This window comes from Spirillospora sp. NPDC049024 (assembly GCF_040649235.1).
Lineage (GTDB): Bacteria > Actinomycetota > Actinomycetes > Streptosporangiales > Streptosporangiaceae > Spirillospora.
In genome coordinates, this window is sequence record NZ_JBEZFD010000014.1 from 248,685 (window position 1) to 270,709 (window position 22,025).

A 22,025-nucleotide genomic window follows, 5' to 3' on the forward strand; every position below is an offset into this window, starting at 1 on the left:
GACATGCTCTATCCCTTCCTGTACGCGGGCGGCTCGGGGCTGGACACCCTGCTGGAGGACGTGCGCCGCTCGACGCGCGAGAAGGCCGGCGACATCGTCCGGCTGCGCGAGACCGTCCTGGAGGAGTACGGCGAGGACCTCGCGGCCTGCGCCGCGCGGATGGCGGGCGCGTTCCGCTCCGGCGGCCGGCTTTTCACGTTCGGGAACGGCGGCAGCTCGACGGACGCGCAGGACGTCGCGGCGCTGTTCCTCCACCCGGGCGGGTCCGCGCGGCCGCTGCCGGCGCTGGCGCTCACGACCGACGCCGCCGTCGTCACCGCGCTGTCCAACGACATCGGGTTCGAGGTGGTGTTCGCGCGGCAGCTCGCCGCGTTCGGGCGTCCCGGCGACATCGCGCTGGCGCTGTCCACCAGCGGGAACTCCGACAACCTGATCGCCGCGCTGCGGGAGGCGGAGCGGCGCGGGATGGTGACGGTCGGGCTCGCCGGATACACCGGGGGGCAGATGGCGGAGATGCCCGGCCTGCACCACCTGTTCACCGTGCCCTCGTCGTCGGTGCACCGCATCCAGGAGGCGCAGACGACGGTCTACCACGCCCTCTGGGAACTGACCCAGCACGAACTCACACAGCAGGGACCGACGGGGGAGGCTTTCTGATGTGCCTGGCGATACCGGGCGAGATCGTGGAGATCATGCCGGACCGCCCGGTGGCGACGGTGGACGTGACCGGCGTCCGGCGGGCGGTGAACACCGCCCTGCTGGACGGGGAGCGGCTCGCCGCGGGCGACTGGGTCCTCATCCATGTCGGGTTCGCCATGTCCAAGATCGACGAGGCCGAGGCGCGGGCGACGCTGGCGCTGCTGGAGGGCCTCGGCGAGGCCTATGACGACGAGATCGACGCGCTGCGGGAATCGAGGATCGACTGATGCGCTACGTCGACGAGTACCGGGATTCGGAGCGGGCGCGGGCGCTCGCGGCCTCGATCGCCTCGCTGTGCGAGCCCGGGCGGCACTACAAGTTCATGGAGGTGTGCGGCGGCCACACGCACACCATCTACAAGCACGGGCTGGAGGACTACCTGCCCGAGTCCATCTCGCTGGTGCACGGGCCTGGGTGCCCGGTGTGCGTGATCCCGATGGGGCGGGTGGACGACGCGATCCACATCGCGTCCCAGCCGGACGTCATCATGACGTCGTTCGGCGACATGATGCGGGTGCCGGGCGGCAAGGGGTCGTTCCTGGACGCCAAGGCCGCCGGCGCCGACATCCGGATGGTGTACTCGCCGCTGGACGCGTTGAGGATCGCCGAGCGGAACCCGTCGCGGCGCGTGGTGTTCATGGGCATCGGGTTCGAGACGACCGCGCCGTCCACGGCCATGACGGTGCTGCGGGCGGCCGCGGCGGGCATCGAGAACTTCTCGGTGTTCTGCAACCACGTGACGATCCTTCCGGCGATCAAAGCGATCCTCGACTCGCCGGACCTGCGCCTGGACGGCTTCCTCGGCCCGGGGCACGTGTCGACCGTCATCGGCTGCCGGCCCTACTCGTTCATCACCGGCGACTACGGCAAGCCGCTGGTCGTCGCCGGGTTCGAGCCGCTGGACATCCTGCAGGCCGTGCACATGCTGCTGGTCCAGCTGGCCGAGGGCCGCTCGGAGGTGGAGAACCAGTACGGCCGGGTCGTCCCGTGGGACGGCAACCCCAGGGCGCTGGACGCGATCTCCAAGGTCATGGAGCTGCGGCCGTACTTCGAGTGGCGCGGCCTCGGCTTCATCTCGCACTCCGCGCTCCGGATGAAGCAGGAGTACGCCGCCTTCGACGCCGAGCGCATCTTCGAGATCCCGGGCGGCCGGGTCGCCGACCCGAAGGCGTGCCAGTGCGGCGAGGTGCTCAAGGGCGTCCTGAGGCCGTGGGAGTGCAAGGTCTTCGGGACGGCCTGCACGCCGGAGACGCCGATCGGCACGTGCATGGTCTCGTCCGAGGGCGCGTGCGCCGCGTACTACAACTTCGGCCGCTTCACCCGCGAGCGGATCATCGAGGTCGGCCGGACGAGGCAGTCGGAGAACCCCGGCCAGGTAAGGGAGACCGTCCGATGACCGTCCGCGAGGAGCAGGTGCTGGAACGGATCGAGCGCGCGCGGGGCCGCAGGGCCAGGCTGCGCGAGGACACCATCACGCTCGCGCACGGCTCCGGCGGCAAGGCCACCCACACGCTGATCGAGGCGGTGTTCCGGGAGGCGTTCGCCAACCCGCTCCTGGACCGGCTGGACGACTCGGCGCGGTTCGCGGTGAACGGCGCCGAGCTCGCCTTCACCACCGACTCCTACGTCGTGTCGCCGCTGTTCTTCCCCGGCGGCGACATCGGCGACCTGGCCGTCAACGGGACCGTCAACGACCTCGCCGTCTGCGGCGCGCGCCCGCTGCACCTGTCGGCCGGGTTCATCCTCGAAGAGGGCTTCCCCGTCGCCGACCTGCGCCGCATCACCGAGTCGATGCGGCGCGCGGCCGACGCGGCGGGCGTCGACATCGTCACCGGGGACACCAAGGTCGTCGAGCGCGGGAAGGCCGACGGCTGCTACATCAACACCGGCGGCGTGGGGGTCGTGCGCTCCCGGCTGTCCGGGGAGCTCCGGCCCGGCGACGCCGTGCTGGTGACGGGGCCGATCGGGGAGCACGGCGTCACGATCATGCTGGCCCGCGGCGAGCTCGACCTCGAGGCCGACGTCGAGTCGGACACCGCGCCGCTGACCTGCCTGCTCGCCGACCTGGCGGACGCGTGCCCGGGCGGCGTCCGGCGGATGCGGGACGCGACCCGGGGCGGCGTCGCGACCGTCCTCAACGAGCTGGCGTCGGACGCCGGGACGGCCGTGGCGGTGGACGAGGACGCGATCCCCGTGCGGCCGGCCGTCCGGGGCGCGTGCGAGCTGCTCGGGATCGACCCGATGTACGTCGCGTGCGAGGGCCGCGCCGTGGTCGTGGTCGCCCCCGAGTGCGAGGAGGCCGCGCTGGCGGCGCTGCGGGCCCACCCGCTCGGCGCGGAGGCCGCGGTCATCGGCCGCGTGACCGACGACCCGTCCGGCCTCGTCCTGCTGCGGACGGCCTTCGGCGGCACCCGCATCGTGGACCTCCTCGTCGGCGACCCGCTACCGCGCATCTGCTGACGCGGGACGGCCCCGGCGGACACCGGCGAGCGTGACGAGCAGCGACGCCGCCGTCAGCGCCGCCCCGAACCAGAGGACGCTCCTGACCCCGAGATGGTCGGCGAACAGCCCGCCGAACAGCGCGCCGACCGCGATGGAGGTGTTGTAGGCCAGGGTGTTCAGCGACATCGCGGCCTCGAAGGTGTCGGGCGCGGCGGCGAGCGTCATGTTGACCTGGCACAGCTGCCAGGCGCCGAAGGACACGCCCCACAGGACGAGCAGGACGACCGGCGCGGCCGTCCAGTGCCCGATCGCGAGCAGGAGCAGCAGGGACGCCACGAGCCCCGAGCAGGCGGTGACGAAGGTGGCCCGCAGGTGCCCGGTCGCGGTGTGCCCGGCGACGAAGTTCCCCACGGCGCCGCCGATGCCGTAGGCCATGAGGAGCCCGGTGATGGCCGCGGGGGAGGCGTTCGCGTCGCCCTCCAGGAACGGCCGCACGAAGGTGTAGGCGCCGAAGTGGCCGAGCACGAACAGCACGACGGTGAGCATCACCGTCCGGAGCGGCACGTTCCTGACCGGCAGGAGGAACACCTCCCGGACCGGCACCGCGTTCCGTGACGGCAGTGACGGGATCACGGCGGCGACCGTGAGGAACACCAGCGCGCTGAGGCCGCTCCAGATGAGGAACGTCGTCCGCCAGCCGGTGAGGTCCTCGAGGAGCGTCCCGAGCGGCATGCCCGCCACCGCGGCGATCGAGATGCCGGACATCACCACCGCGGCCGCCCTGTTCGCGTGGCGTTCCGGGACGAGGCGCATCGCCATGCTCACGCCGATGGCCCAGAACACCCCGTTGGCGAACCCCATGGCGAGCCGCGTCGCCAGCAGCAGCGGGAAGTTCGGGGAGACGGCGGTGACCAGGTTCCCCGCGGCCAGGACCGCGAGCAGCGCCGACAGCAGGACGCGCCGGTTGACGCGCCTGGTCCACGCCACGATGAACGGCACGCCCAGCCCGGCCGAGATGCCGTAGACGGTGACCATCAGCCCGGCCACCCCGACCGAGACGCCCAGGCTCGTGCTCACCGGCGTGAGGATGCCGACGGGCATCAGCTCGGTGGTGAGGAAGGCGAACAGGCTCGCCGTGATCGCCGCGACCCCCAGCCATCCCCGCAGGGCCGCCTGCGGACGCTCCTCGGGTGCGGCCGGACTCTCGATCGTCTTCTCGCTCGCTGGCGCGTTCTTGTCCACCCCCGGAGTCTCGCCAGGGAGCCATTGATGAGTCCAACACATGTTTGTCATCCGATTGATCGTGATTCACGATGGATCGATGGAGCTCCAGCAGATGCGCTACGTGGTCGCGGTGGCCGAGACGGCGAACTTCACCCGCGCGGCCGAGCGGTGCCGGGTCGTCCAGTCGGCGCTGAGCCACCAGATCGCCCGGCTGGAACGCGAGCTCGGCACCCGCCTCTTCGACCGGACGAGCCGCCGGGTGCGGCTGACCCCGGCGGGGGAGGCCTTCCTCCCCGCCGCCCGGCAGGCCCTCGACGCCGCGGACCGGGCCCGCGCCGAGGTCGCGGCGGTGTCCGGTGAGATCCGCGGCCGGCTCGCCATCGGCGCGATCCCCACCGTGACGGCGGTGGACCTGCCGAACGCGCTGAAGGACTTCCACGTCCGCCATCCGCAGGTGCGGATCACGCTGCGCCTGGGCGGGAGCGCGGAGATGGCCGAGCGGGTGCGGCAGGGCACGCTGGACGTCGCGTTCCTCGGGCTGCCGCGCAGCGCGCAGCCGAAAGGCGTCCACGGCCGCGTCCTGGCCCGCGGTGAACTGGTCGCGGTGGTCGCCCCCGGGCATCCGCTGGCCGCGGCGGCGGACGTCGACCTGCGGGGGCTCTCGGACGAGGTGTTCGTCGACTTCTCCGCCGGGACGGCCGGGCGCGCCCAGTCCGACGAGGCGTTCGCCGCCGCCGGGGTCGTCCGGGAGGTCGCCTTCGAGGTGACGACCCCGGACCTCGTGGTGCGGCTGGTCCGGCTCGGCCTGGGCGTCGGCATGCTGCCCGCCGCCTACGTCACCGGGGTCGCCGGCCTGCACGTCATCGAGCTCCGCGATCCGCCCACCCGGGTGGAGCACCTGGTCTGGAGCCGCCTGGGCCCGTCCCCGGCCGCCGCCGCTTTCCTGGCGGGCCTGGACGTCCCGGCGGCCACGGCCCCACCTCGTGGCGCAACACCGGAAACGCCAGGGCCGGAAAAGGGCGGGGCGCCGCCGGACGAGGTCGAGGCCGCCGGGCCGTGAACCACTCCGGCGGCTTCGACTCCGTCCGGCGGCGCATATCCCGCGCCCTATGCGGAGACCAAGAAACCGCTTGTCGGCATTACATCGCCGACAATTGGGGACCGACCGGTCCACCGGCCCGCAGGCCTGCGCTTTTCACGTGATGTTGAGATCCGCTTGGGCGTTCTTCGCGGGGGGCGCGGGTACGCGCTGGCCATGACAGGGGAATCGTGCCGGCCGGTCTTCGTCCTCGGGTGCCCGCGGTCGGGGACGACGCTGCTCCAGCAGATGCTGCACTCGCACCGGCGCATCGCGTTCCCGTCCGAGACGCGGTTCGTGCACACCGCCTACGAGGCCCGGCACCGGTTCGGCGACCTGGAGCGGCCGGAGAACCGGCGCGCGCTGGCCGAGTGGATCACCGGCGGCGAGAACACCAAGTTCAAGGTCCTGCGGCTGGACGCCGCCGCCGTGGTCGAGGAGATCGTGCAGGGGCCGCCGACGCTCGGCTCGGCGATCGCGGCCGTGTTCCGCGCCTACGCCCGCCTGCACGGCAAGCCGCGCTGGGGGGACAAGCGGCCGAGCTACTTCCGCCGGGTGCCGATGCTCCGGCGGATGTTCCCCGACGCCCAGTTCATCCATCTCGTCAGGGACGGACGGGACGCGGTGAGCTCCCTGATGCGGATGCCGTGGTTCCACGGCGACATCCACACCGCCGCGCTGACATGGCGGGAGGCGGTCGACACCGGCATGCGCCTGCGCGCCCGCCTCGGCCCCGCCACCTTCTACGAGTTCCGCTACGAGGACCTGGTCGCCGACCCCGAGGACGCCCTGACGCGGCTGTGCGAGTTCCTCGGCGAGGAGTACGACCCCGGGATGAGGACGGCGTACCGGCACGCCCGGCAGACGGTGCCGTCCACGCGGAAGTGGCACCTGCGCACGCACGAGGAGGTCAACGCCCGCCGGGTCGGGGCCTGGCGCGACCGCCTGGAGGGCTGGGAGGCGGACTTCGTCCAGTACGTCCTCGCGTCGCGGCTGCGGCGCCACGGCTACGCGCTGACGGAGGGGGCGCGTCCTCCCGCGGGGCAACTCGTAAGATTCCACCGGCTCGCGGTGTACCGGTGGCGGTCGCGGCACGCGCGGGCGGTCCTCGACCGGCTCGCGGAGGCGCGCGAGCCCAACCCCGTCGTGTCGTGCCTGGACGGCCCTGTAAGCGTGTCCTGACCGACTGAGGGCTCCTGCCGGTTGGATAGACGAACCTTGCCTCTTGGTAAGACCGGCGCCGCGGGGCCGCACGGCACCCGGTCGAAGGGTTGTCCGAAATTCTCATGGAACGTGCCCGGGGTGCGGCCGGCGGTGCGGCGCCCCGGGGCCGAGCCGGTTGGGGAACGGCGCAGGTAGCGTGCCGCCGGGCGTCCCGCGGGGGTGGACGTATCGGTGGGGCGCGGGGTGAGGGCGTGCCCGCCCGGCCCGCGCTGGGCCCTAATCGGAAGTGGTTACTGGTAGGTAACTTCTCGCCGTTTTTACCGTACCACTGACTCGGTTTACAGGACGGAGACACCTTCGTGTCCGATCGTTCACAGCCGGATCGAGACACGCCCACCATTTGGTTGTATCTTGCGTGTTGCTCGTCTTCCGTTACCAATCGCGATTGATTCGATGATCCTCTGACAAAGGAGGAGTGGCGGTGACCCGATCGGAAACAATTTCCCACGACGAGCTGCAATCGTGGCTTCTTGACAAGATCGCCTTCTACCTCGACAGGCCTGTGGAAAACATCGATCCCGGGGTGGAACTCGCCCGCTACGGGGTCGACTCGGTGTACGCGATCAGCATCATCAGCGACATCGAGGACCACCTCCAGGTCGAGGTCGACGTGGCCGAGGCGCGGCGCCGGGAGACGGTGGCCGACCTCACCGACTACCTGCTCGACCTCGTCACGTGATGGCCGGCCGGCCCGAGGCCGGCGCCGCCGGGCCCGCCATGCCCGCCATGGTGGTGCTCGGCGACAGCGTGGCCGAGGGCCAGGACGATCCGGACCCGGCCGGGGGTTGGCTCGGCTGGGCCGGACGACTGGCCCGTCACCTGGGGATTCCTCGCGAGGAGATGCTCAACGCCTCCGATCCGGGCGCGACGGTCGAGGACGTGGTCCGCGACCAGCTGCCCGGCGTGCGGGAGCTGCGGCCGCGGCTGGTCGTGCTCGGCTGCGGCATGAACGACGCGCTGCGCGGCTTCGAGCCGGAGGCCGCGGCCCGCCGGCTGGCGGAGCTGTTCGGCTGGGCCCGCGGGCGCGGCGCGGTCGCCCTCGCCATCCCGGTGCCGCGGCCGCCGCTGCTGGACATCAGCCCGATATCGCAGTTCCGAAAGAAACGCACCGTACAGCGCATTCACGACTTCAACGCCGAGCTCGACCGGGTGTCGCGCGAGTTCGGAATGGCGTTCCCGGAGCGGGAAACGGTGGCGAGAGTCGCCGATCCGGCGATGTGGAGCGCCGATGGAATCCATCTGAACCCGGAAGGGCACGCCTATGTCGCGGAGGTGATGGCGCAGATCGCGGCAAGCCTGCTCGGCGAGCGGGTGAAATGAGTTCCGGGGGCCGATCAAGCAGTCTGGGAGACTGATGAAAAGAGAATATTCCGCCGCCCGCGTGCTGCGTTCGCCGCTGCTGCCGCTGCTTGCTCCCGTGCTGGTCGTGCAGGCATGGCGGACGGTGCGGCGGACACCGCGGCTCGCCCCGGCGACCGGGGACGAGAAGGGCTTCGTCGCCGGCGCCGATCCCCGGCGGGGCCCCGCCTTCCGGGTCGTGGTGATCGGCGAGTCCACCGCCGTGGGCGTCGGCGCGTCCCGGCACGCGGAGGCGCTGCCCGGCTTCCTGGCGGAGGAACTGGGCGAGCGGCTCCGGCGCAGCGTGTCCTGGTCGGTCTCCGGCGAGAACGGCGCGACGGCCCGGCGCATCATCGGCGGGCTCGTCCCGCCCGCGAACGGGTCGCCGCCGGACCTGGTGGTCGTCACCACCGGCATCAACGACCTGATCCGGCGCCGCTCCCTGCGCCGCTGGGCGGCGGACGTGACCGAACTCGTCGCCCTGCTGCGCGGACGGTTCCCGGACGCGACGGTGCTCGTCGCCGGCATGCCGCCGGTGCACCGGTTCCCCGCCCTCCCGCGCCCGCTGCGCTCCGTCCTCGGCGCGCGGGCGCGCGCGATGGACCGCGTCATGCGGGACGCGGCCGCGGCGGGCGGCGCCGTCCACGCTCCCATGGACGAGGCGATGGCCCGCGACCGGCGGCTGTTCGCGTCCGACGGCTTCCACCCGTCGGCCGCGGGCTACCGGGTCTGGGCGCGGGACCTCGCCCGCGCCGCCGCGCCCCGCACCTCTCCCGCCGCCGCGCTCGGCGACCCCGCACCGGACACGCCCCCCGCCGGCGCCGTCCCGCCAAGGACGGCCGACTGACCGCACGGCAAGCGAAGGGAGCAGCCGAGATGACGGTGCCCGGAACGTTCCGATCGGCGGTGGAGGCCAAGGACCTCGCCGCGATCATCGGTGCGCTGGACCCGGCCATCGAGTTCCGCAGCCCGGTGATGGTGAAGCCCTACGTGGGCCGCGACACCGTCGCCGCGCTGCTCGGCGTCCTGCTGGACGTCTTCGAGGACTTCCACTACACCGACGAGCTGGTGGGCGTCCCCTCCGGCGGGGCGAACGGCGCGGGCCCGCCGGCGCACGCGCTGGTCTTCAGCGCGAAGGTGCTGGGCAAGGCCGTCCAGGGACTGGACCTGCTCAGGTACGGCGAGACCGGGCTCGTGACCGGTCTGACCGTCATGGTCCGCCCGCTGCCCGCGGCGATGACGCTCGCCCGGGTGGTCGGGAGGCGCATGGAGGATCCGATGAACGCCGACGACGCGGGGGGCCCGTCCGGCGATACCGCGCAGCCATAGGGAGCCGACCCGCACAGGAGTCGCGCCCTCGCCCCGGGAGGCGCGACCCGCACAAGGGAGTCGAAGAGAAAAATGGATAGCAAGGTCCCCGCACACCCCGTGCACTCCGCCCGCCCCGCCCACTCCGCGCACGGGGCCCACGCCGAGAACCCCGCCCACCCCGCGCATTCCGTCCACCCGGGCCATCCTGAGAACCCGGCCCCCGAGACCCCCGCACCCGGGAACTCTGGACCTGACGACCGCGGACCCGGGAACCCCGCCGCCGAGGGGTCCGCACGCGAGAGGCCGCCGCGCGAGCGGCTGGCCCCCGCGCACCGGATCGCCGCCGACCTGGACGGCTACCTCGGCGACCCGATGGACGACGAGGCCGGACCGTTCTCCTACAAGGCCATCGTGGAGGCGGAGGAGCGCGACGAGCTTCCGCCCGGCGCGGTCGACGCCGTCCGGGCATGGGGTTTTCCCAAGTACCTGGTGCCGATCGGGCTGGGCGGGCGCCTGACGACCCTTGAGGAGCTGTTCTTCGTCACCCGCGGCATCTCCCGCCGCAGCGTCACCGTCGCGGTCATGTACGGTTCCGGCCTCCTGGCGGTGAACCCGGTGTGGCTGTGGGGCGACGACTGGCAGCGCAGGACCGTCGCGGACGGCGTGCTGCGCGGCGACCTGGCCTGCTTCGGCGTCTCGGAGGCCGACCACGGCAGCGACGTGATGGCGTCGGAGTCGGAGGCCGAGATCCAGGGGGACGAGCTGGTCCTGACCGGTGTGAAGTGGCCGGTCGGCAACGCCACCCGCGGACGGTTCGTCACCACCTATGCCAGGACCGGCCCGCGCGACTTCTCCCTCATCCTGGTCGACAAGCGGGAGCTGGACCCGGCCGCCTGGTCGTCGCTGCCGCCCGTCCGGACGGTCGGGCTGCGCGGCCACGACCTGTCCGGGGTCGCGTTCTCCGGGGCGCGGCTGCCCGCCGAGCGGGTGATCGGGCGGCGCGGCTCCGGGCTCGTCCAGACGCTGAAGACCCTCCAGATCACCCGGACCGCGATCGCCGCGCTGTCGGTCGGGACGATGGACGCCGTGGTGCGCATCGGGATGGAGTACGCGCGGCAGCGCACCCTGTACGGCTCGGACATCTACAAGATCCCGGTCATCCGCGACCACCTGGTCAAGGCGCACCTGGACCTGCTGATCGCCGAGTGCGTGGCGATCCCGGTGGCGCGCTGCCTGACGGTCGCGCCCGGCCGGCTCAGCCTGTGGTCGTCGATCGCGAAGTACTTCGTGCCCGTCCTCGGCGAGGAGGTCGTGGCCAGCATCGGGACCGTGCTCGCCGCGCGCGGCTACCTGCGCGAGGGCGTGGCGCACGGGGTGTTCCAGAAGCTCCAGCGCGACCACGCGATCGCGAGCATCTTCGAGGGCACCACGCACGTGAACCTCGCCAACGTCGCCGGCCAGCTGCCCTTCCTGATCGACCCGCCGGCGGAGACGGGCCGCGAGGACGAACTGCTCGCCGACCTCTTCTGCTGGACGCGGACGCCGCCCCCCTGGGACCCCGACGGCCGCCTGCTCCAGCTCACCAACGAGGGCCGCGACGAGATCGGCCAGCGGTTCGAGGAGATCTCCGAGGAGATGCTGGCGGCGGCGAACGCGCACGCCGCGCCCGGCGTCGCGGCCGAGCTGAAGGACCTGGTCTCGGCCATCGGGGCGCTGCGCGCCAGGATCGAGGAGGGCATCCGCGCGAACGAGGGCGACACCTCGTCGGTGGCGGCGCTGACCCGGGCCAAGAGGTATTGCGAGCTGCACGCGATGACGTCGTGCATGCTCACCTGGCTGCACAACCGGAGCGCGTTCGGCGGGGCCTTCGAGGACGGCCAGTGGCTCGTCCTGTGCCTGCAACGGCTGCTCCAGCGGGCGCAACCCGACACCGTCCTGTCCGAGGACCTCCTCCCCGCACTGGAGGAGGCGATGTTCGCCGCCACGGGCGAGCGGCGCTGGTTCTCCCTGCTCTCCCTCGTCCCGCCGTCCTCCTCCCTGCTCCCCTCGGCCGGGGGCGAGTGACACCCATGGCCGGGACACCGGAGACCACGGGACACGCGGATTTCGTGTCGCTCGTCCGGCAGAACGTCCGGACGCACGGCGACGACCGCTCCTTCACCTTCATCAGCGAGGAACCGGGACGGAAGTACAAGGAGAACGTGCTCGGTTTCGCCGAACTCGACCGGAAGGCCCGCGCGCTCGGCTGCCGCCTGGAGGCGCGCGGCCTGCGCGACCGGGCCGTCTTATTGCTCTATCCGGAAGGGCTGGAGTTCCTGACGGCGTTCCTCGGCTGCCTGTACGCGCGCGTCGTCGCCGTCCCGGCCCCGCTTCCGGACCTGGACGCGGGAAGGTTCGGCCGCACCCGCCGGATCATCGAGGACGCCGACGTCGCGCTCATCCTCACCGACACCGCCCACCGCGCCACCCTCGACGCGTGGCTGTCGGCCGCCGGTCTGAAGGGGCGCGTCCACTGCCTGGACACCCAGGCGGGCAAGGACACCGATCCCGGCGACTGGGCCCCGCCGGAGTGCGGCCCGGACACCCTCGCCTTCCTCCAGTACACCTCCGGGTCGACCAGCGAGCCGAAGGGCGTCATGGTCACCCACGGCAACCTGCTGGCCAACGGCGAGGAGATCAAGCGCCGCATCGAGGGGTCGTCCGCGACCGTCGGCGTCGGCTGGGTGCCGCACTACCACGACATGGGCCTGGTCGGGCAGTTCCTCGAGCCGCTCTACCTCGGCTGCCGGTACGTGTTCACCTCGCCGATCACCTTCATCAAGCGGCCCGTGCTGTGGCTGGAGCTGATCACCCGGCACCGGGGGACGATCACCGTGGCGCCGAACTTCGGCTACGAGCTGGCGCTGCGCCGCGTCACCGACCGGCAGCTGGAGGGCCTGGACCTGTCGTCGCTGACCGTCGTGAAGAACGGCGCCGAGCCCGTCCGGGCCGCGACGCTGGAGGCGATCGCCGAGCGCTTCGCCCCGGTCGGGTTCAAGCCCTCGATGTGGATGCCCTGCTACGGGATGGCCGAGACGACCCTGCTCGTCACCGGCGCGCCCATCGGCGGCGGGCCCGTCGTCCGCGACTTCGACGCCGGCGCCCTCGCGCGCAACGAGGCCGTCCCCGCGAGCGAGGCGGCGCCGGCGGGCGACGTTCCGGACGGCTCCGCCTCCCCGGACGGTGCGGGCCGCGGCGGCGTCAGGCGGCTCGTCAGCAGCGGGCGGCCCGTCACCCTCGACGTCCGCGTCGTCGACCCCGAGACCCGCGAAGAGCGGCCGGAGCGGCGCGTGGGCGAGATCTGGGTGCGCGGCGGCAGCGTCGCCCGCGGCTACTGGGAAAGCCCCGAGCAGACCGAGGCGGTCTTCCGCGCGCGCACGGCCGCGGACGAGGGCCCGTTCCTGCGGACGGGCGATCTCGGCTTCGTCGCCGACGGGGAGCTCTACGTCACCGGGCGGATCAAGGATCTGATCATCGTCAACGGCCGCAACATCCACGCGCACGACATCGAGGAGGTGGCGCGCGCGGCCCATCCGGCGGCGCTGCACGGCGCCGCCTTCGCGATCGACGCCGCCATCGACCCCGACGTCGGCGGCCCCGCCGACGCGGGCCGCGAGGTCGACGCGAGCCGGGAGCAGGTCGTCATCGTCCAGGAGATCAGCACCCGCGCCGCGGCCGGGACGCCCCTGGAGGAGGTCGCGACGGTCATCAAGACCCGGGTCGCCCGCGCCTTCGAGCTGCCCTCCGTCAGCGTCGTGCTGGCGGCGCGGGGCTCGGTCAGGCGGACGACCAGCGGCAAGATGCAGCGCCGGCTGACCCGCGAGGCGTTCCTGAACGGGCAGATCAGCGAGCTCGCCGGCGCCCTCGAGCCGGGCGTCGCCGGCCTCGGCGGGGCGCGCGCATGAGCGCCGGGCCCGGCGCCCGGCGCGCCCCCGTGCGCCTTTTTCGTGCGCTTCGGGCGTCCCATTCGAAGATCATCCAAATTGGCGCTGACCAATCCTAGTCAAAATGATGACTAATCATGTCGTTGTCTGATAACGTCGGGCATCACCCTGAGTCAAGGCGGGGAGAGAAGGCCGATGGCGTTGCGTCACGCGGTGCTGGCGGCGCTGCTCGACGGCGAGTACAGCGGCTACCAGCTGGCCAAGATCTTCGATTTGTCGGTCTCCAACTTCTGGCACGCCGTACCGCAGCAGCTCTACTCGGAGCTGTCGAGGTTGGAGACGGAAGGTCTGATCAGCGGGCGGCAGATCATCCAGCACGACCGTCCCAACAAGCGCGTGTACACCGTCACCCAGGCCGGCGTCGACGAGCTCGAACGGTTCGCCGTGACCCCCGCCAAGCCGGGGATCATCCGCGAGAACCTGCTCGTCATGGTCCAGGCGGTGGACCACATCTCCGCCGACTCCGTCATCGCGCAGCTGGAGGACCGGGCGGTGGCCTCGGCGGCCAAGGTCGAGGTCTTCGAACGCACCCTCAAGCACCTGCGCGGCGACCTCGACGAGGAGGAGTTCCTGCGCACCGGGTCCCCCCTCGGGCCCTACCTCACGTGCCTGCGCGGACGCCGCTTCGAGCAGGAGAACTACGAGTGGTTCACCAGCACCGCCCGGCTGCTGCGCGCCCGGGCGGGCACCCAGTCCGAGGGGAGCGGCCCGCCATGAGCCCGCCGCGTCCCTCGCACGCCGTGCCGCCGGCCGCCCGGACGGCGGCGGCACCGGCACCAACCCCCCGAGCCCACCTCAGCCTCGCACCCCGGCCGGGCTGGAACAGGGCGGCACGCCTTAGTCAAGGAGGCGTTCATCATGTCGGGCGACCACCACACCATCGAACTCCCTAGCACCCCACTCCCCAGCCACCTGACCACCACCGCGTCGCAGGCCGCGCCACCGAACGGCGCCCCACCGAACGGCACGCTGCCGAACGGCACCCTGCCGGACGGGCTGCGGGCCCTGGAGGAGCCCCCGGCGGTCCTGCTGGGCGAGCTGGCGCTGCCCGCCGAGCGGGAGTCGGTGCCGAGGGCACGGCGGTTCAGCCGGTCCGTCAGCACCGCGTCCGGCATCGGGCACATCGCCGACGACGCCGAGGTCCTCGTGTCCGAACTGGTCACCAACGCCGTCCGGCACGCGCCGGTCCCCGGCTCCGCGCTGTCCCTGCGGCTGCTGCGCGCCGGCACCCGGCTCCGCATCGAGGTGCACGACCAGAGCGCCGCCGTCCCGACGGCGCGGCCGGTCGACCTCATGGAGGAGACGGGCCGCGGCTGGTTCCTCGTCGCGGTCATGGCCGACGGGCACGGCACCGACCACACCGCCTCCGGCAAGGCGGTCTGGTGCGAGGTGCGCGCCTGGCCGCGGGACGAGCACCCCGGCCGCTGAGCATCTCCCGCGCACCCCGGTACGGCGATGGGAAGTGCCATGCCTGCTAACGCCATGCCCGCCGGCAACGGGCCCGCTGACAAGGGGCCCGGCGGCCAGGGGCCCGCTGACCGGTGGCCCGCCGACCGCCGGCCCGACCAGAGGCCCGTCGACCCCCGGCCCGCCGACCGGCGGCCCGTTGACCGGAGCCCCATCGGGCAGGGGGCCTTCGGGCAGGGGGCCGCCGGCCGAGGGCCCGCCGAGAGGCCCGGCGACCACCGGCCCCGACAGGACGAGCCGGCCGGCCGGCGGCCCGCCGATCCCCGCCGTCCCCCGGACTACTACCGGGAGGACGGGCGGCGCGCCACGGCCGAGGAGGCCCAGCGGCTGCTGCTCGACGTGCGGGGGCGCCTGCTCGCGCAGGACGTCATCCGCGTCGGCGCCGTCGTCGTGGTCGTCTCGACCTGGTTCACCGTGATCGACCTCGGACTCGCGGCGAACGGGAGGCCGCTGCTGTGGCAGACGATCGTGTCCGACCACGCGATGCACGCGGACATCGGGCAGTACACCACGCGGGAGAAGGCCCTGCGCGGGCACGCCCAGGCGGTCGCCATGATCACCAGCCGGCTGCGCGGCCTGGTCGCCCGCGCGGCGCTGGACGAGGCGCGGCCCTGACCGAACACCCGACACACGGGCACCCCCGACACGTGGGCACCCCCGACACAAGGGCCGGCAGGCGCGGCCCGTCCCCGGCTTGAGGTAGTGATCTCGATGTCCCGCACCAAACCCCGCGACGACGCGGCCGGCCGCAGGCCCCGGCGCAGGCGCCCCATCCGGCTGCGGATCACGGCGCTGCTGCTGGTCCCGCTGGTGTCGCTCATCGCCCTGTGGGCGTTCGCCGCGAACATCACGCTCGGCGACGCGTTCGACAAGTACGACTTCTCGACGACGTACGAGAAGGTCGGCCTTCCCGGCATCTATCTGGTGAACCAGCTCCAGGCGGAGCGTTCCCTCAGCGTCGTCGCGCTCAGCACGCGCGACCCCGCCGACCGGCAGAAGTTAGGCGGGCAGCGCGCCCGGGTGAGCGCCGTCGACAAGGCGTTCCGCTCCACCGCGCTGTCGCCCGACGCGCGGGACGCGGCCCGCCCGGAGACCAAGAAGCGGCTCGCCGAGGCGGTCCGGGCGCTGGACCGGCTGCCGCAGCTGCGCGCAAAGGTCGACTCGGGCCGGGTCCAGCCGCTGGAGGTCATCAACTCCTACAGCGTCCTGCTGGACCAGGTCATCAAGGTCTTCGACGGCCTGGTGACGGTCAATGACGTCGCGATCTTCACCCAGGGGCGCGCGCTGATCGGCATCGGCAACGCCCGCGCCTACATGCTGCGGGAGGACTCACTCGTCACCGCCGCGATGGCGCGGGGCGGGCGGCTCACCCCCGCCGAGCACACCGCGTTCGTCCAGTGGGCCGCGGAGGGCCGGCGCGAGTTCGACGCCGGGCTCGCCGACCTGAACGAGCAGATCCGCGGGCCGCTGGGCCGGCTCGCCGCGTCCCCGGAGTTCCAGCGGTACCGGGCGGCCGAGGACGCGATCGTGAACGCCCGCGGCGACCGGCTGCCGTCCGAGGCCGCGGACTGGCAGGCCACCTCGCAGCTGCTGTCGCAGGCGTGGGCGCAGAAGGTCACCGAGGCGAGCCTCGCGCTCAACGAGATGGCCAAGCCGATCGGTGAGCGGATCGTCATGCGGCTCGTCCTGGCGGGCGGGTTCGGACTGCTCGCGGTCATCGCCTCGATCGTGCTGTCGCTGCTCGCGGCGCGCAGCCTGTCGCGCGAGCTGCGGGGGCTCCAGCGCGCCGCGCTGAAGCTCGCCGAGGACCGGCTGCCCGGCGTCGTCGCCCGGCTGCGGCGCGGCGAGGAGGTGGACGTGGACGCCGAGGCCCCGCCGCTCGTCATCGGCAAGACCCGGGAGGTCGCGCGCGTCGGCGACGCCTTCACGAAGGTGCAGCACACCGCGATCGAGACCGCCGTCCGGGAGTCCTACCTGCGGCAGGGCATCAGCCGCGTGTTCCTCAACGTCGCGTGGCGCAGCCAGTCGCTGCTGCACCGCCAGCTGCGGATGCTGGACGAGATGGAGCGCGACGCGTCCGACCCCAAGGTGCTGGAGGACCTGTTCCGCCTCGACCACCTCACCACCCGCATGCGCCGGCACGCCGAGGGCCTGGTCATCCTGTCCGGGACGTCCCCGGGCCGGGGCTGGAGCCGGCCGGTGCACGTCGAGGACGTGCTGCGCGCCGCGGTCGCCGAGGTCGAGGACTACACGCGGGTCGAGATCGTCGTGGTGTCCGGGCAGGCCGCGGTGATCGGCGAGGCCGTCGCCGACATCATCCACCTGCTCGCCGAGCTGATCGAGAACGCCACGGTGTTCTCGCCCGCGCCCACCGAGGTGCTCGTCCGCGGCGAGATGGGCGCCAACGGGTTCGCCGTCGACATCATCGACCGCGGCATCGGGCTCGACCAGTCCGAGCTGGACGCGCTGAACCTGCGGCTGTCGCGGCCGCCCGAGTTCGACCTGGCCGTCACCGACCGGCTCGGGCTGTTCGTCGTCGCCCGGCTCGCCGGCCGGCACGGCATCAAGGTCGCCTTGCAGCCGTCCCTGTACGGGGGCGTCAGCGCGGTCGTGCTGATTCCGCGCCAACTCATCGTGGACGTCGACCAGCCTGAGGACGAGGACGGCGCCGTCCAGGCCGGGCCCGTCCAGCAGCGGGGCGCGGCGCCGGTGAACGGGTCGCTGCGGCCGTGGCCCCCGCCCCCGGCCTCCACCGCGACGCTCAACGCGCCGGTGTACGACACGGCCTCCGTCCAGGACCTGGCGCCGACCGACACGGCCTCCACGGACACGGCCCCCAACCACACCCTGCCCAACGGCGCTGTGCCCAACGGCTCGGCGCCCCACGAGACGGGGCCGGTCGGCGAAGGAGCGCCGTCAGAGACGCCGGTGTCCCTCCCCGAATGGACGAGCGAGGAGAGGCCGGACCAGAACGCGGCGGTGGGGTTCGGCGACGGTGACCAGACCCCGACGTCGTTCGGGACCCCACCGTCGCACGGTCCGCCGCCGTCGCGAGGAGCGCCGCCGCCGACCGAGGCCGCGCGGCCGTTCCAGGCCGCCGCCCCACAGGCCCCCGCCTACGGCGGCGGAACGTACGGGGGAGCGGCGGGCCGGTACGGAGCGCCCGCGTCGTTCGGCGACCCCGGGTTCGGGGAGCCTCCGTTCGGCGGGGCGCCGTTCGGGGAGGCGCAGGCGCAGACGGCCGGCGGGCGGGCCCCGCTGCCGCGCCGGGTGCGCGGCGGGAGCCTGGCGCCCCAGCTGCGCGAAGCCGCCGCCTACGAGGAGACGAACCCCTACGAGGAGACCGGCCCGTACGGAGAAGAGTCCGCGGCCACCGGTGACGCGATCGCCGCCTGGGAGGAACGGTCGGCGGAGGCGTCCCGCGACCTGTTCGCTTCCCTGCAGGCGGGCTGGCTGCGCGGCCGGGACGAGGACGAGGCGCCGGACGGACCCATGGACGGCATGGAAGGAAGATCATGACCCATCAGGGAGTCGCCGCCGAGCTCAACTTCCTCCTCGACGACCTGGTCGACCGGGTCCCGCAGATCCGGAAGGTGGTCGTGCTGTCCCGGGACGGGCTCGTCATGGGCATGTCGCGGGGCGTCGGCCGCGAGGACTCCGAGTACCTCGCGGCCCTCGCCGCCGGGTTCCACAGCCTCGCCGTCGGGGCGCGGCCGCAACTGGACTCCGGCGAGATCCGGCAGACGATCGTCGAGATGGACAAGGGCCTGTTCTTCGTCGTGCCCGCCGGCGCCAACAGCTGCCTCGCCCTGCTGAGCGAGGTCGGCGCCAACGCGGGACTCGTCGCCTACGAGATGACGATGCTGGTCAAGCGGGTCCACCGGCAGCTGTCCACCGGACTCAGGCAGGGCGCGCCCGGGACCGGACCCAGGTGACCCGCCATGGACCCCAGTAGCGGGCCCGGTGCTCCCCGGGGTCCCGGCCGGGAACGGTGGCTCGACGCCGCCGCCGGACCGATCGTCCGCCCCTACGCGGTGACGCGCGGCCGCACCCGGCCGAGCGGCGAGCCGCTCGACATCGTGGCGATCCTCGTCGCGACCGGGCGGCCGCCGCCCGAGCCCGGCCGGCTCTCCCGCCAGCAGCGCGGGCTGCTGGCGCTGTGCCGGCGCCCGCACGCCCTCGCCGACCTCGCCTCGGACCTGAACCTGCCGTTCGGGGTGATCCGGGTGCTGGCCGGCGACCTGATCGACTCCGGCCTCCTGGAAGTCCAGCGATGGTCCCCGGCGCCGTCGCCGTCCGGGCCGTTCGGCCAGGCGACCGCCATCCAGCCGCACAACGACCCGAACCTGCTCAGGAGGGTGCTCGATGAACTCCGCGCGCTCTGACGCCCCGCCCCCCGCCGCGGCGGCCCCGGACGAGCCCGACGAACGGGCGGACGGCCCGCGCGTCGCACTGAAGATCCTGGTCGCCGGAGGGTTCGGCGTCGGGAAGACGACGCTGGTCGGCGCGGTCAGCGAGATCCGGCCGCTGCGCACCGAGGAGGCGCTGACGGACGTGAGCGTCGGCGTCGACGACCTCGACGGCGTGGCCGCCAAGACCACCACGACCGTGGCGATGGACTTCGGCCGCATCACGCTGCGCGACGGCGTCGCCATCTACCTGTTCGGCACGCCCGGCCAGGAGCGGTTCTGGTTCATGTGGAACGAGCTGTCGCGCGGCGCGCTCGGCGCGGTCGTGCTCGCCGACACGCGGCGGCTGATGGCGAGCTTCGCCTCGATCGACTACTTCGAGCGCAAGGGCACGCCGTTCATCGTCGCCGTCAACTGCTTCGACGACGCCGACCGCTACGAGCCGCCCGAGATCCGGTCGGCGCTGGACATCGACCCCCACGTCCCCATCCTGCTGTGCGACGCGCGCCGGACGGTGTCGGCGAAGCAGGTGCTCGTGTCGCTGGTCGAGCACGCGCTGCGGCTCGCCGGCGGCACCCGGCACCCCTGACCGCCGGCCCGTCGCGGGACCGGCCCGCCGCCGGTCAGCCCCCGGTTCCGCCGGGCTCGTCGTCCGCCGTGCTCGGCGGCCCCATGACGATCTCGTCCACCGCCACGTCGTGGCCGTCGGCGCATCTGACCTGCGCCGTCACGCGCTCGCCGCAGCGGGCGTGCGTCAGCATGACCTGGCGCCCCTCCTCGTGGGGCAGGTAGGTCTCGCCCCATTCCATGAGGCTGACGAGGGTGGGCGCGAGGTCCAGGCCCATCTTCGTCAGGTGGTACTCGTAGCGCGTGCGCTGCCCCGGCTCCTGGTAGGGCTCCCTGGTGAGCAGGCCGGCGTCGACGAGATGGCGCAGCCGGGCGGTGACGGCCGACTCCGTCATGCCGAGGTTGCGCACGAAGTCGCCGAATCGGTTGGTCCCGAAGAAGGCCTCGCTGAGCACCAGCACCGCCGACGGCGGGCCGAGCGCGGCGAGCGTCCTCGCGACCGGGCAGTTCTGCATCGACCAGGCCTCGCGGTCGGCGAAGTGCCCTTCCAGTGTGATTGTCACCGTTCCACTATAAACCTGCTGACTTTGCTTGACCAAAGTCAGGGGGCTCGCTAGCCTCCCTGACTATGGTGGAACAAAGTCAGGTGCGCGGCGCGGGCCGGGTCCGCAGGGGGCCGGTGCTCGCGGTGCTCTCCGTCGCCTCCTTCATGGCGGGCCTCGACCTGTTCATCGTCAACGTGGCGTTCACCGACATCGGCCGCGACTTCGCCGGGGAGTCCATGGCCGACCTGTCGTGGGTGCTCAACGGGTACGCGATCGCCTTCGCCGCGCTGCTGGTGCCGCTCGGCAGGCTCGCCGACCGCTACGGCCGCAAGGCGGGCCTCGTCCTCGGCCTCACCGTCTTCACCCTCGCCTCCCAGGCGTGCGCCGCGGCCCCCTCGCTGTGGTGGCTCGTCGCCTTCCGCGTCGTCCAGGCCGCGGGCGCCGCGGCGCTCATCCCCACCAGCCTCGGCCTGCTGCTGTCGGCCTTCCCGGCGGAGCGGCGCGGCGGCGCGGTGCGGATCTGGTCGGCGGCCTCGGCGATCGCCGCCGCGGCCGGGCCCGCCGTCGGCGGCGTCCTCGTCGACGCCTCCTGGCGCTGGGTGTTCGAGGTCAACGTCCCCATCGGGATCGCGGCGGTGCTGCTCGCGGCCCGGCTCGTCCCCGACTCGCGCGAGGGCGCCACCGCCCGCGTCCCCGACCTGGCCGGCACGGCCGTGGCCACCGCGGCGATCGCGCTGCTGGCGCTCGGCCTCGTCAAGATCAACGACTGGCCGGGCGAGCGGACCACCATCGTGGTCGCCGCCGCGCTGCTCGGGCTCACCTGGTTCTGGCTGCGCTCCCTGCGCCACCCCGCACCGGTCATCGAGCCCGCGCTCCTCGCCGTCCGCACCTTCTTCTGGTCCAACGCCGCGGTGCTGCTGTTCACCGTCGCGTTCGCCGCCAACCTGCTGCTCGGCGTCCTGTGGATGCAGCAGGTCTGGCACTACTCGCCCATCCGCACCGGGCTCGCCGTCGCGCCCGGCCCGCTCATGGTCCCCGTCATGGCGCTCATCGCCGGACGCCTCGCGGCCGCGCGCGTCCCGGTCGGGCTGATCACCGCCGTCGGGTGCATGCTCTGCGCCTTCGGCGTCGTCCTGATCGCGATGAGCCTCGGCCCCGCCCCCGCCTACGCGTCGGAGATGCTGCCGGGCTGGCTCGTCGGCGGAACGGGCGTCGGCCTGGCCCTGCCCACCATCCTGTCCGCCGCCGCGGTCGAACTGCCGTCCCACCGCTACGCCACCGGCAGCGCCGTGGTGAACATGAGCCGCCAGATCGGCGCCGTCCTCGGCGTCAGCCTCGCCGTCGCGGTCCTCGGCACCCCGCACGGCTACCCCGGCCTCCACACCGCCTACGTCCACGCCTGGCTGATGGTCGGCGCGTTCATGGTGATCGCCGCGATCACCGCCCTTGGCATGACACCGCGCCGGCCCCGGCCGTCCAGTCCCGTCCCCGAGCCAGAAACGGAAGTGATCGCCCGCGCCTGAAATCCCTCCTTGACACGGGAAACGGGCGAAGCCTTGACCCGGACCGCGAGGCCCGGTTCGTCCGTACCCCGCACAGCAGGCACCTCATCCGGAGAGGTGCCTGCTGTATTTATTGTGTTTTTTGGGCGGGGGGGGGGGGCGGGGGCGGGCCGGCCCGCCCAAACAACCCCCGGGAGGGGAGGTAGAGTCAGGCGCGGCCGCGGGGGCTCGCGCGA

At 72.9% G+C, this 22,025-nt stretch carries 22 protein-coding genes; 20 read left to right on the forward strand and 2 right to left on the reverse strand.

The window, feature by feature from the left end:
• The first annotated feature begins 3 nt into the window (after positions 1-3).
• The 4 genes from AB0C21_RS26305 to hypE are packed head-to-tail and all read left to right on the forward strand — an operon-like array spanning position 4 to position 3,159.
• A complete protein-coding gene (locus tag AB0C21_RS26305; RefSeq protein ID WP_500207708.1) occupies positions 4-657 on the forward strand; it encodes a D-sedoheptulose-7-phosphate isomerase in 654 nt (217 codons plus the stop codon).
• A complete protein-coding gene (locus AB0C21_RS26310; protein ID WP_500207670.1) occupies positions 657-926 on the forward strand; it encodes a HypC/HybG/HupF family hydrogenase formation chaperone in 270 nt (89 codons plus the stop codon). Before AB0C21_RS26305 ends, AB0C21_RS26310 begins: the two co-directional genes overlap by 1 nt.
• The gene (gene hypD, locus AB0C21_RS26315; RefSeq protein WP_500207671.1) at positions 926-2,095 is read left to right on the forward strand and encodes a hydrogenase formation protein HypD; all 1,170 of its coding nucleotides are present in this window, start codon (positions 926-928) and stop codon (positions 2,093-2,095) included. The genes AB0C21_RS26310 and hypD overlap by 1 nt, the downstream gene beginning before the upstream one ends.
• On the forward strand, positions 2,092-3,159 hold the full coding sequence (hypE, locus tag AB0C21_RS26320; RefSeq protein WP_500207673.1) for a hydrogenase expression/formation protein HypE: 1,068 nt from the start codon (positions 2,092-2,094) through the stop codon (positions 3,157-3,159). The genes hypD and hypE overlap by 4 nt, the downstream gene beginning before the upstream one ends.
• On the opposite strand, the gene AB0C21_RS26325 is transcribed toward hypE, so the two are convergent.
• Complete coding sequence (locus AB0C21_RS26325) at positions 3,142-4,383, reverse strand: MFS transporter (RefSeq protein ID WP_500207675.1); 1,242 nt, start codon at positions 4,381-4,383, stop codon at positions 3,142-3,144. The two genes, hypE and AB0C21_RS26325, sit on opposite strands and share 18 nt — an antisense overlap.
• Positions 4,384-4,462: 79 nt before the next feature.
• Here AB0C21_RS26325 and AB0C21_RS26330 point away from each other — a divergent pair, with 79 nt between their 5' ends.
• The 15 genes from AB0C21_RS26330 (at position 4,463) to AB0C21_RS26400 (ending at position 19,764) form a co-directional block, all read left to right on the forward strand.
• Complete coding sequence (locus tag AB0C21_RS26330) at positions 4,463-5,425, forward strand: LysR family transcriptional regulator (RefSeq protein ID WP_500207676.1); 963 nt, start codon at positions 4,463-4,465, stop codon at positions 5,423-5,425.
• 195 nt (positions 5,426-5,620) lie between these two features.
• A complete protein-coding gene (locus AB0C21_RS26335; protein ID WP_500207678.1) occupies positions 5,621-6,625 on the forward strand; it encodes a sulfotransferase family protein in 1,005 nt (334 codons plus the stop codon).
• A 463-nt stretch (positions 6,626-7,088) separates the two neighbouring features.
• On the forward strand, positions 7,089-7,346 hold the full coding sequence (locus AB0C21_RS26340) for an acyl carrier protein (RefSeq protein ID WP_160160994.1): 258 nt from the start codon (positions 7,089-7,091) through the stop codon (positions 7,344-7,346).
• Positions 7,346-7,987 (forward strand): SGNH/GDSL hydrolase family protein, encoded by a 642-nt coding sequence (locus AB0C21_RS26345; RefSeq protein WP_149261023.1) that lies wholly within the window; start codon positions 7,346-7,348, stop codon positions 7,985-7,987. Before AB0C21_RS26340 ends, AB0C21_RS26345 begins: the two co-directional genes overlap by 1 nt.
• Before the next feature lie 34 nt (positions 7,988-8,021).
• Positions 8,022-8,852 (forward strand): SGNH/GDSL hydrolase family protein, encoded by an 831-nt coding sequence (locus AB0C21_RS26350; RefSeq protein ID WP_500207680.1) that lies wholly within the window; start codon positions 8,022-8,024, stop codon positions 8,850-8,852.
• A gap of 29 nt (positions 8,853-8,881) precedes the next feature.
• Positions 8,882-9,334, forward strand: coding sequence for a nuclear transport factor 2-like protein (locus AB0C21_RS26355; protein WP_149261021.1), 453 nt, complete (start codon positions 8,882-8,884; stop codon positions 9,332-9,334).
• 72 nt (positions 9,335-9,406) lie between these two features.
• The gene (locus AB0C21_RS26360) at positions 9,407-11,380 is read left to right on the forward strand and encodes an acyl-CoA dehydrogenase family protein (protein ID WP_500207682.1); all 1,974 of its coding nucleotides are present in this window, start codon (positions 9,407-9,409) and stop codon (positions 11,378-11,380) included.
• A 5-nt stretch (positions 11,381-11,385) separates the two neighbouring features.
• Positions 11,386-13,260 carry a fatty acyl-AMP ligase gene (locus AB0C21_RS26365; protein ID WP_500207683.1) on the forward strand — a complete coding sequence of 625 codons (1,875 nt, stop codon included), beginning with the start codon at positions 11,386-11,388 and terminating at the stop codon, positions 13,258-13,260.
• A 174-nt stretch (positions 13,261-13,434) separates the two neighbouring features.
• A complete protein-coding gene (locus AB0C21_RS26370) occupies positions 13,435-14,016 on the forward strand; it encodes a PadR family transcriptional regulator (protein WP_500207684.1) in 582 nt (193 codons plus the stop codon).
• A gap of 141 nt (positions 14,017-14,157) precedes the next feature.
• On the forward strand, positions 14,158-14,727 hold the full coding sequence (locus AB0C21_RS26375) for an ATP-binding protein (protein WP_500207686.1): 570 nt from the start codon (positions 14,158-14,160) through the stop codon (positions 14,725-14,727).
• A gap of 39 nt (positions 14,728-14,766) precedes the next feature.
• Positions 14,767-15,381: a hypothetical protein gene (locus AB0C21_RS26380; RefSeq protein WP_500207687.1), complete on the forward strand. Its 615-nt coding sequence runs from the start codon at positions 14,767-14,769 to the stop codon at positions 15,379-15,381.
• 96 nt (positions 15,382-15,477) lie between these two features.
• On the forward strand, positions 15,478-18,285 hold the full coding sequence (locus AB0C21_RS26385) for a sensor histidine kinase (RefSeq protein WP_500207688.1): 2,808 nt from the start codon (positions 15,478-15,480) through the stop codon (positions 18,283-18,285).
• Positions 18,282-18,701 carry a roadblock/LC7 domain-containing protein gene (locus tag AB0C21_RS26390; protein WP_500207689.1) on the forward strand — a complete coding sequence of 140 codons (420 nt, stop codon included), beginning with the start codon at positions 18,282-18,284 and terminating at the stop codon, positions 18,699-18,701. Before AB0C21_RS26385 ends, AB0C21_RS26390 begins: the two co-directional genes overlap by 4 nt.
• Positions 18,702-18,707: 6 nt before the next feature.
• On the forward strand, positions 18,708-19,151 hold the full coding sequence (locus tag AB0C21_RS26395) for a DUF742 domain-containing protein (RefSeq protein WP_149261014.1): 444 nt from the start codon (positions 18,708-18,710) through the stop codon (positions 19,149-19,151).
• A complete protein-coding gene (locus tag AB0C21_RS26400; protein WP_500207691.1) occupies positions 19,132-19,764 on the forward strand; it encodes a GTP-binding protein in 633 nt (210 codons plus the stop codon). The genes AB0C21_RS26395 and AB0C21_RS26400 overlap by 20 nt, the downstream gene beginning before the upstream one ends.
• A 34-nt stretch (positions 19,765-19,798) precedes the next feature.
• On the opposite strand, the gene AB0C21_RS26405 is transcribed toward AB0C21_RS26400, so the two are convergent.
• On the reverse strand, positions 19,799-20,305 hold the full coding sequence (locus AB0C21_RS26405) for a winged helix-turn-helix transcriptional regulator (protein WP_500207692.1): 507 nt from the start codon (positions 20,303-20,305) through the stop codon (positions 19,799-19,801).
• Between the two features lie 65 nt (positions 20,306-20,370).
• Between AB0C21_RS26405 and AB0C21_RS26410 the strand changes: the two genes are divergently transcribed.
• Positions 20,371-21,810: an MFS transporter gene (locus AB0C21_RS26410; RefSeq protein WP_500207694.1), complete on the forward strand. Its 1,440-nt coding sequence runs from the start codon at positions 20,371-20,373 to the stop codon at positions 21,808-21,810.
• The last annotated feature ends 215 nt before the right edge of the window (positions 21,811-22,025 follow it).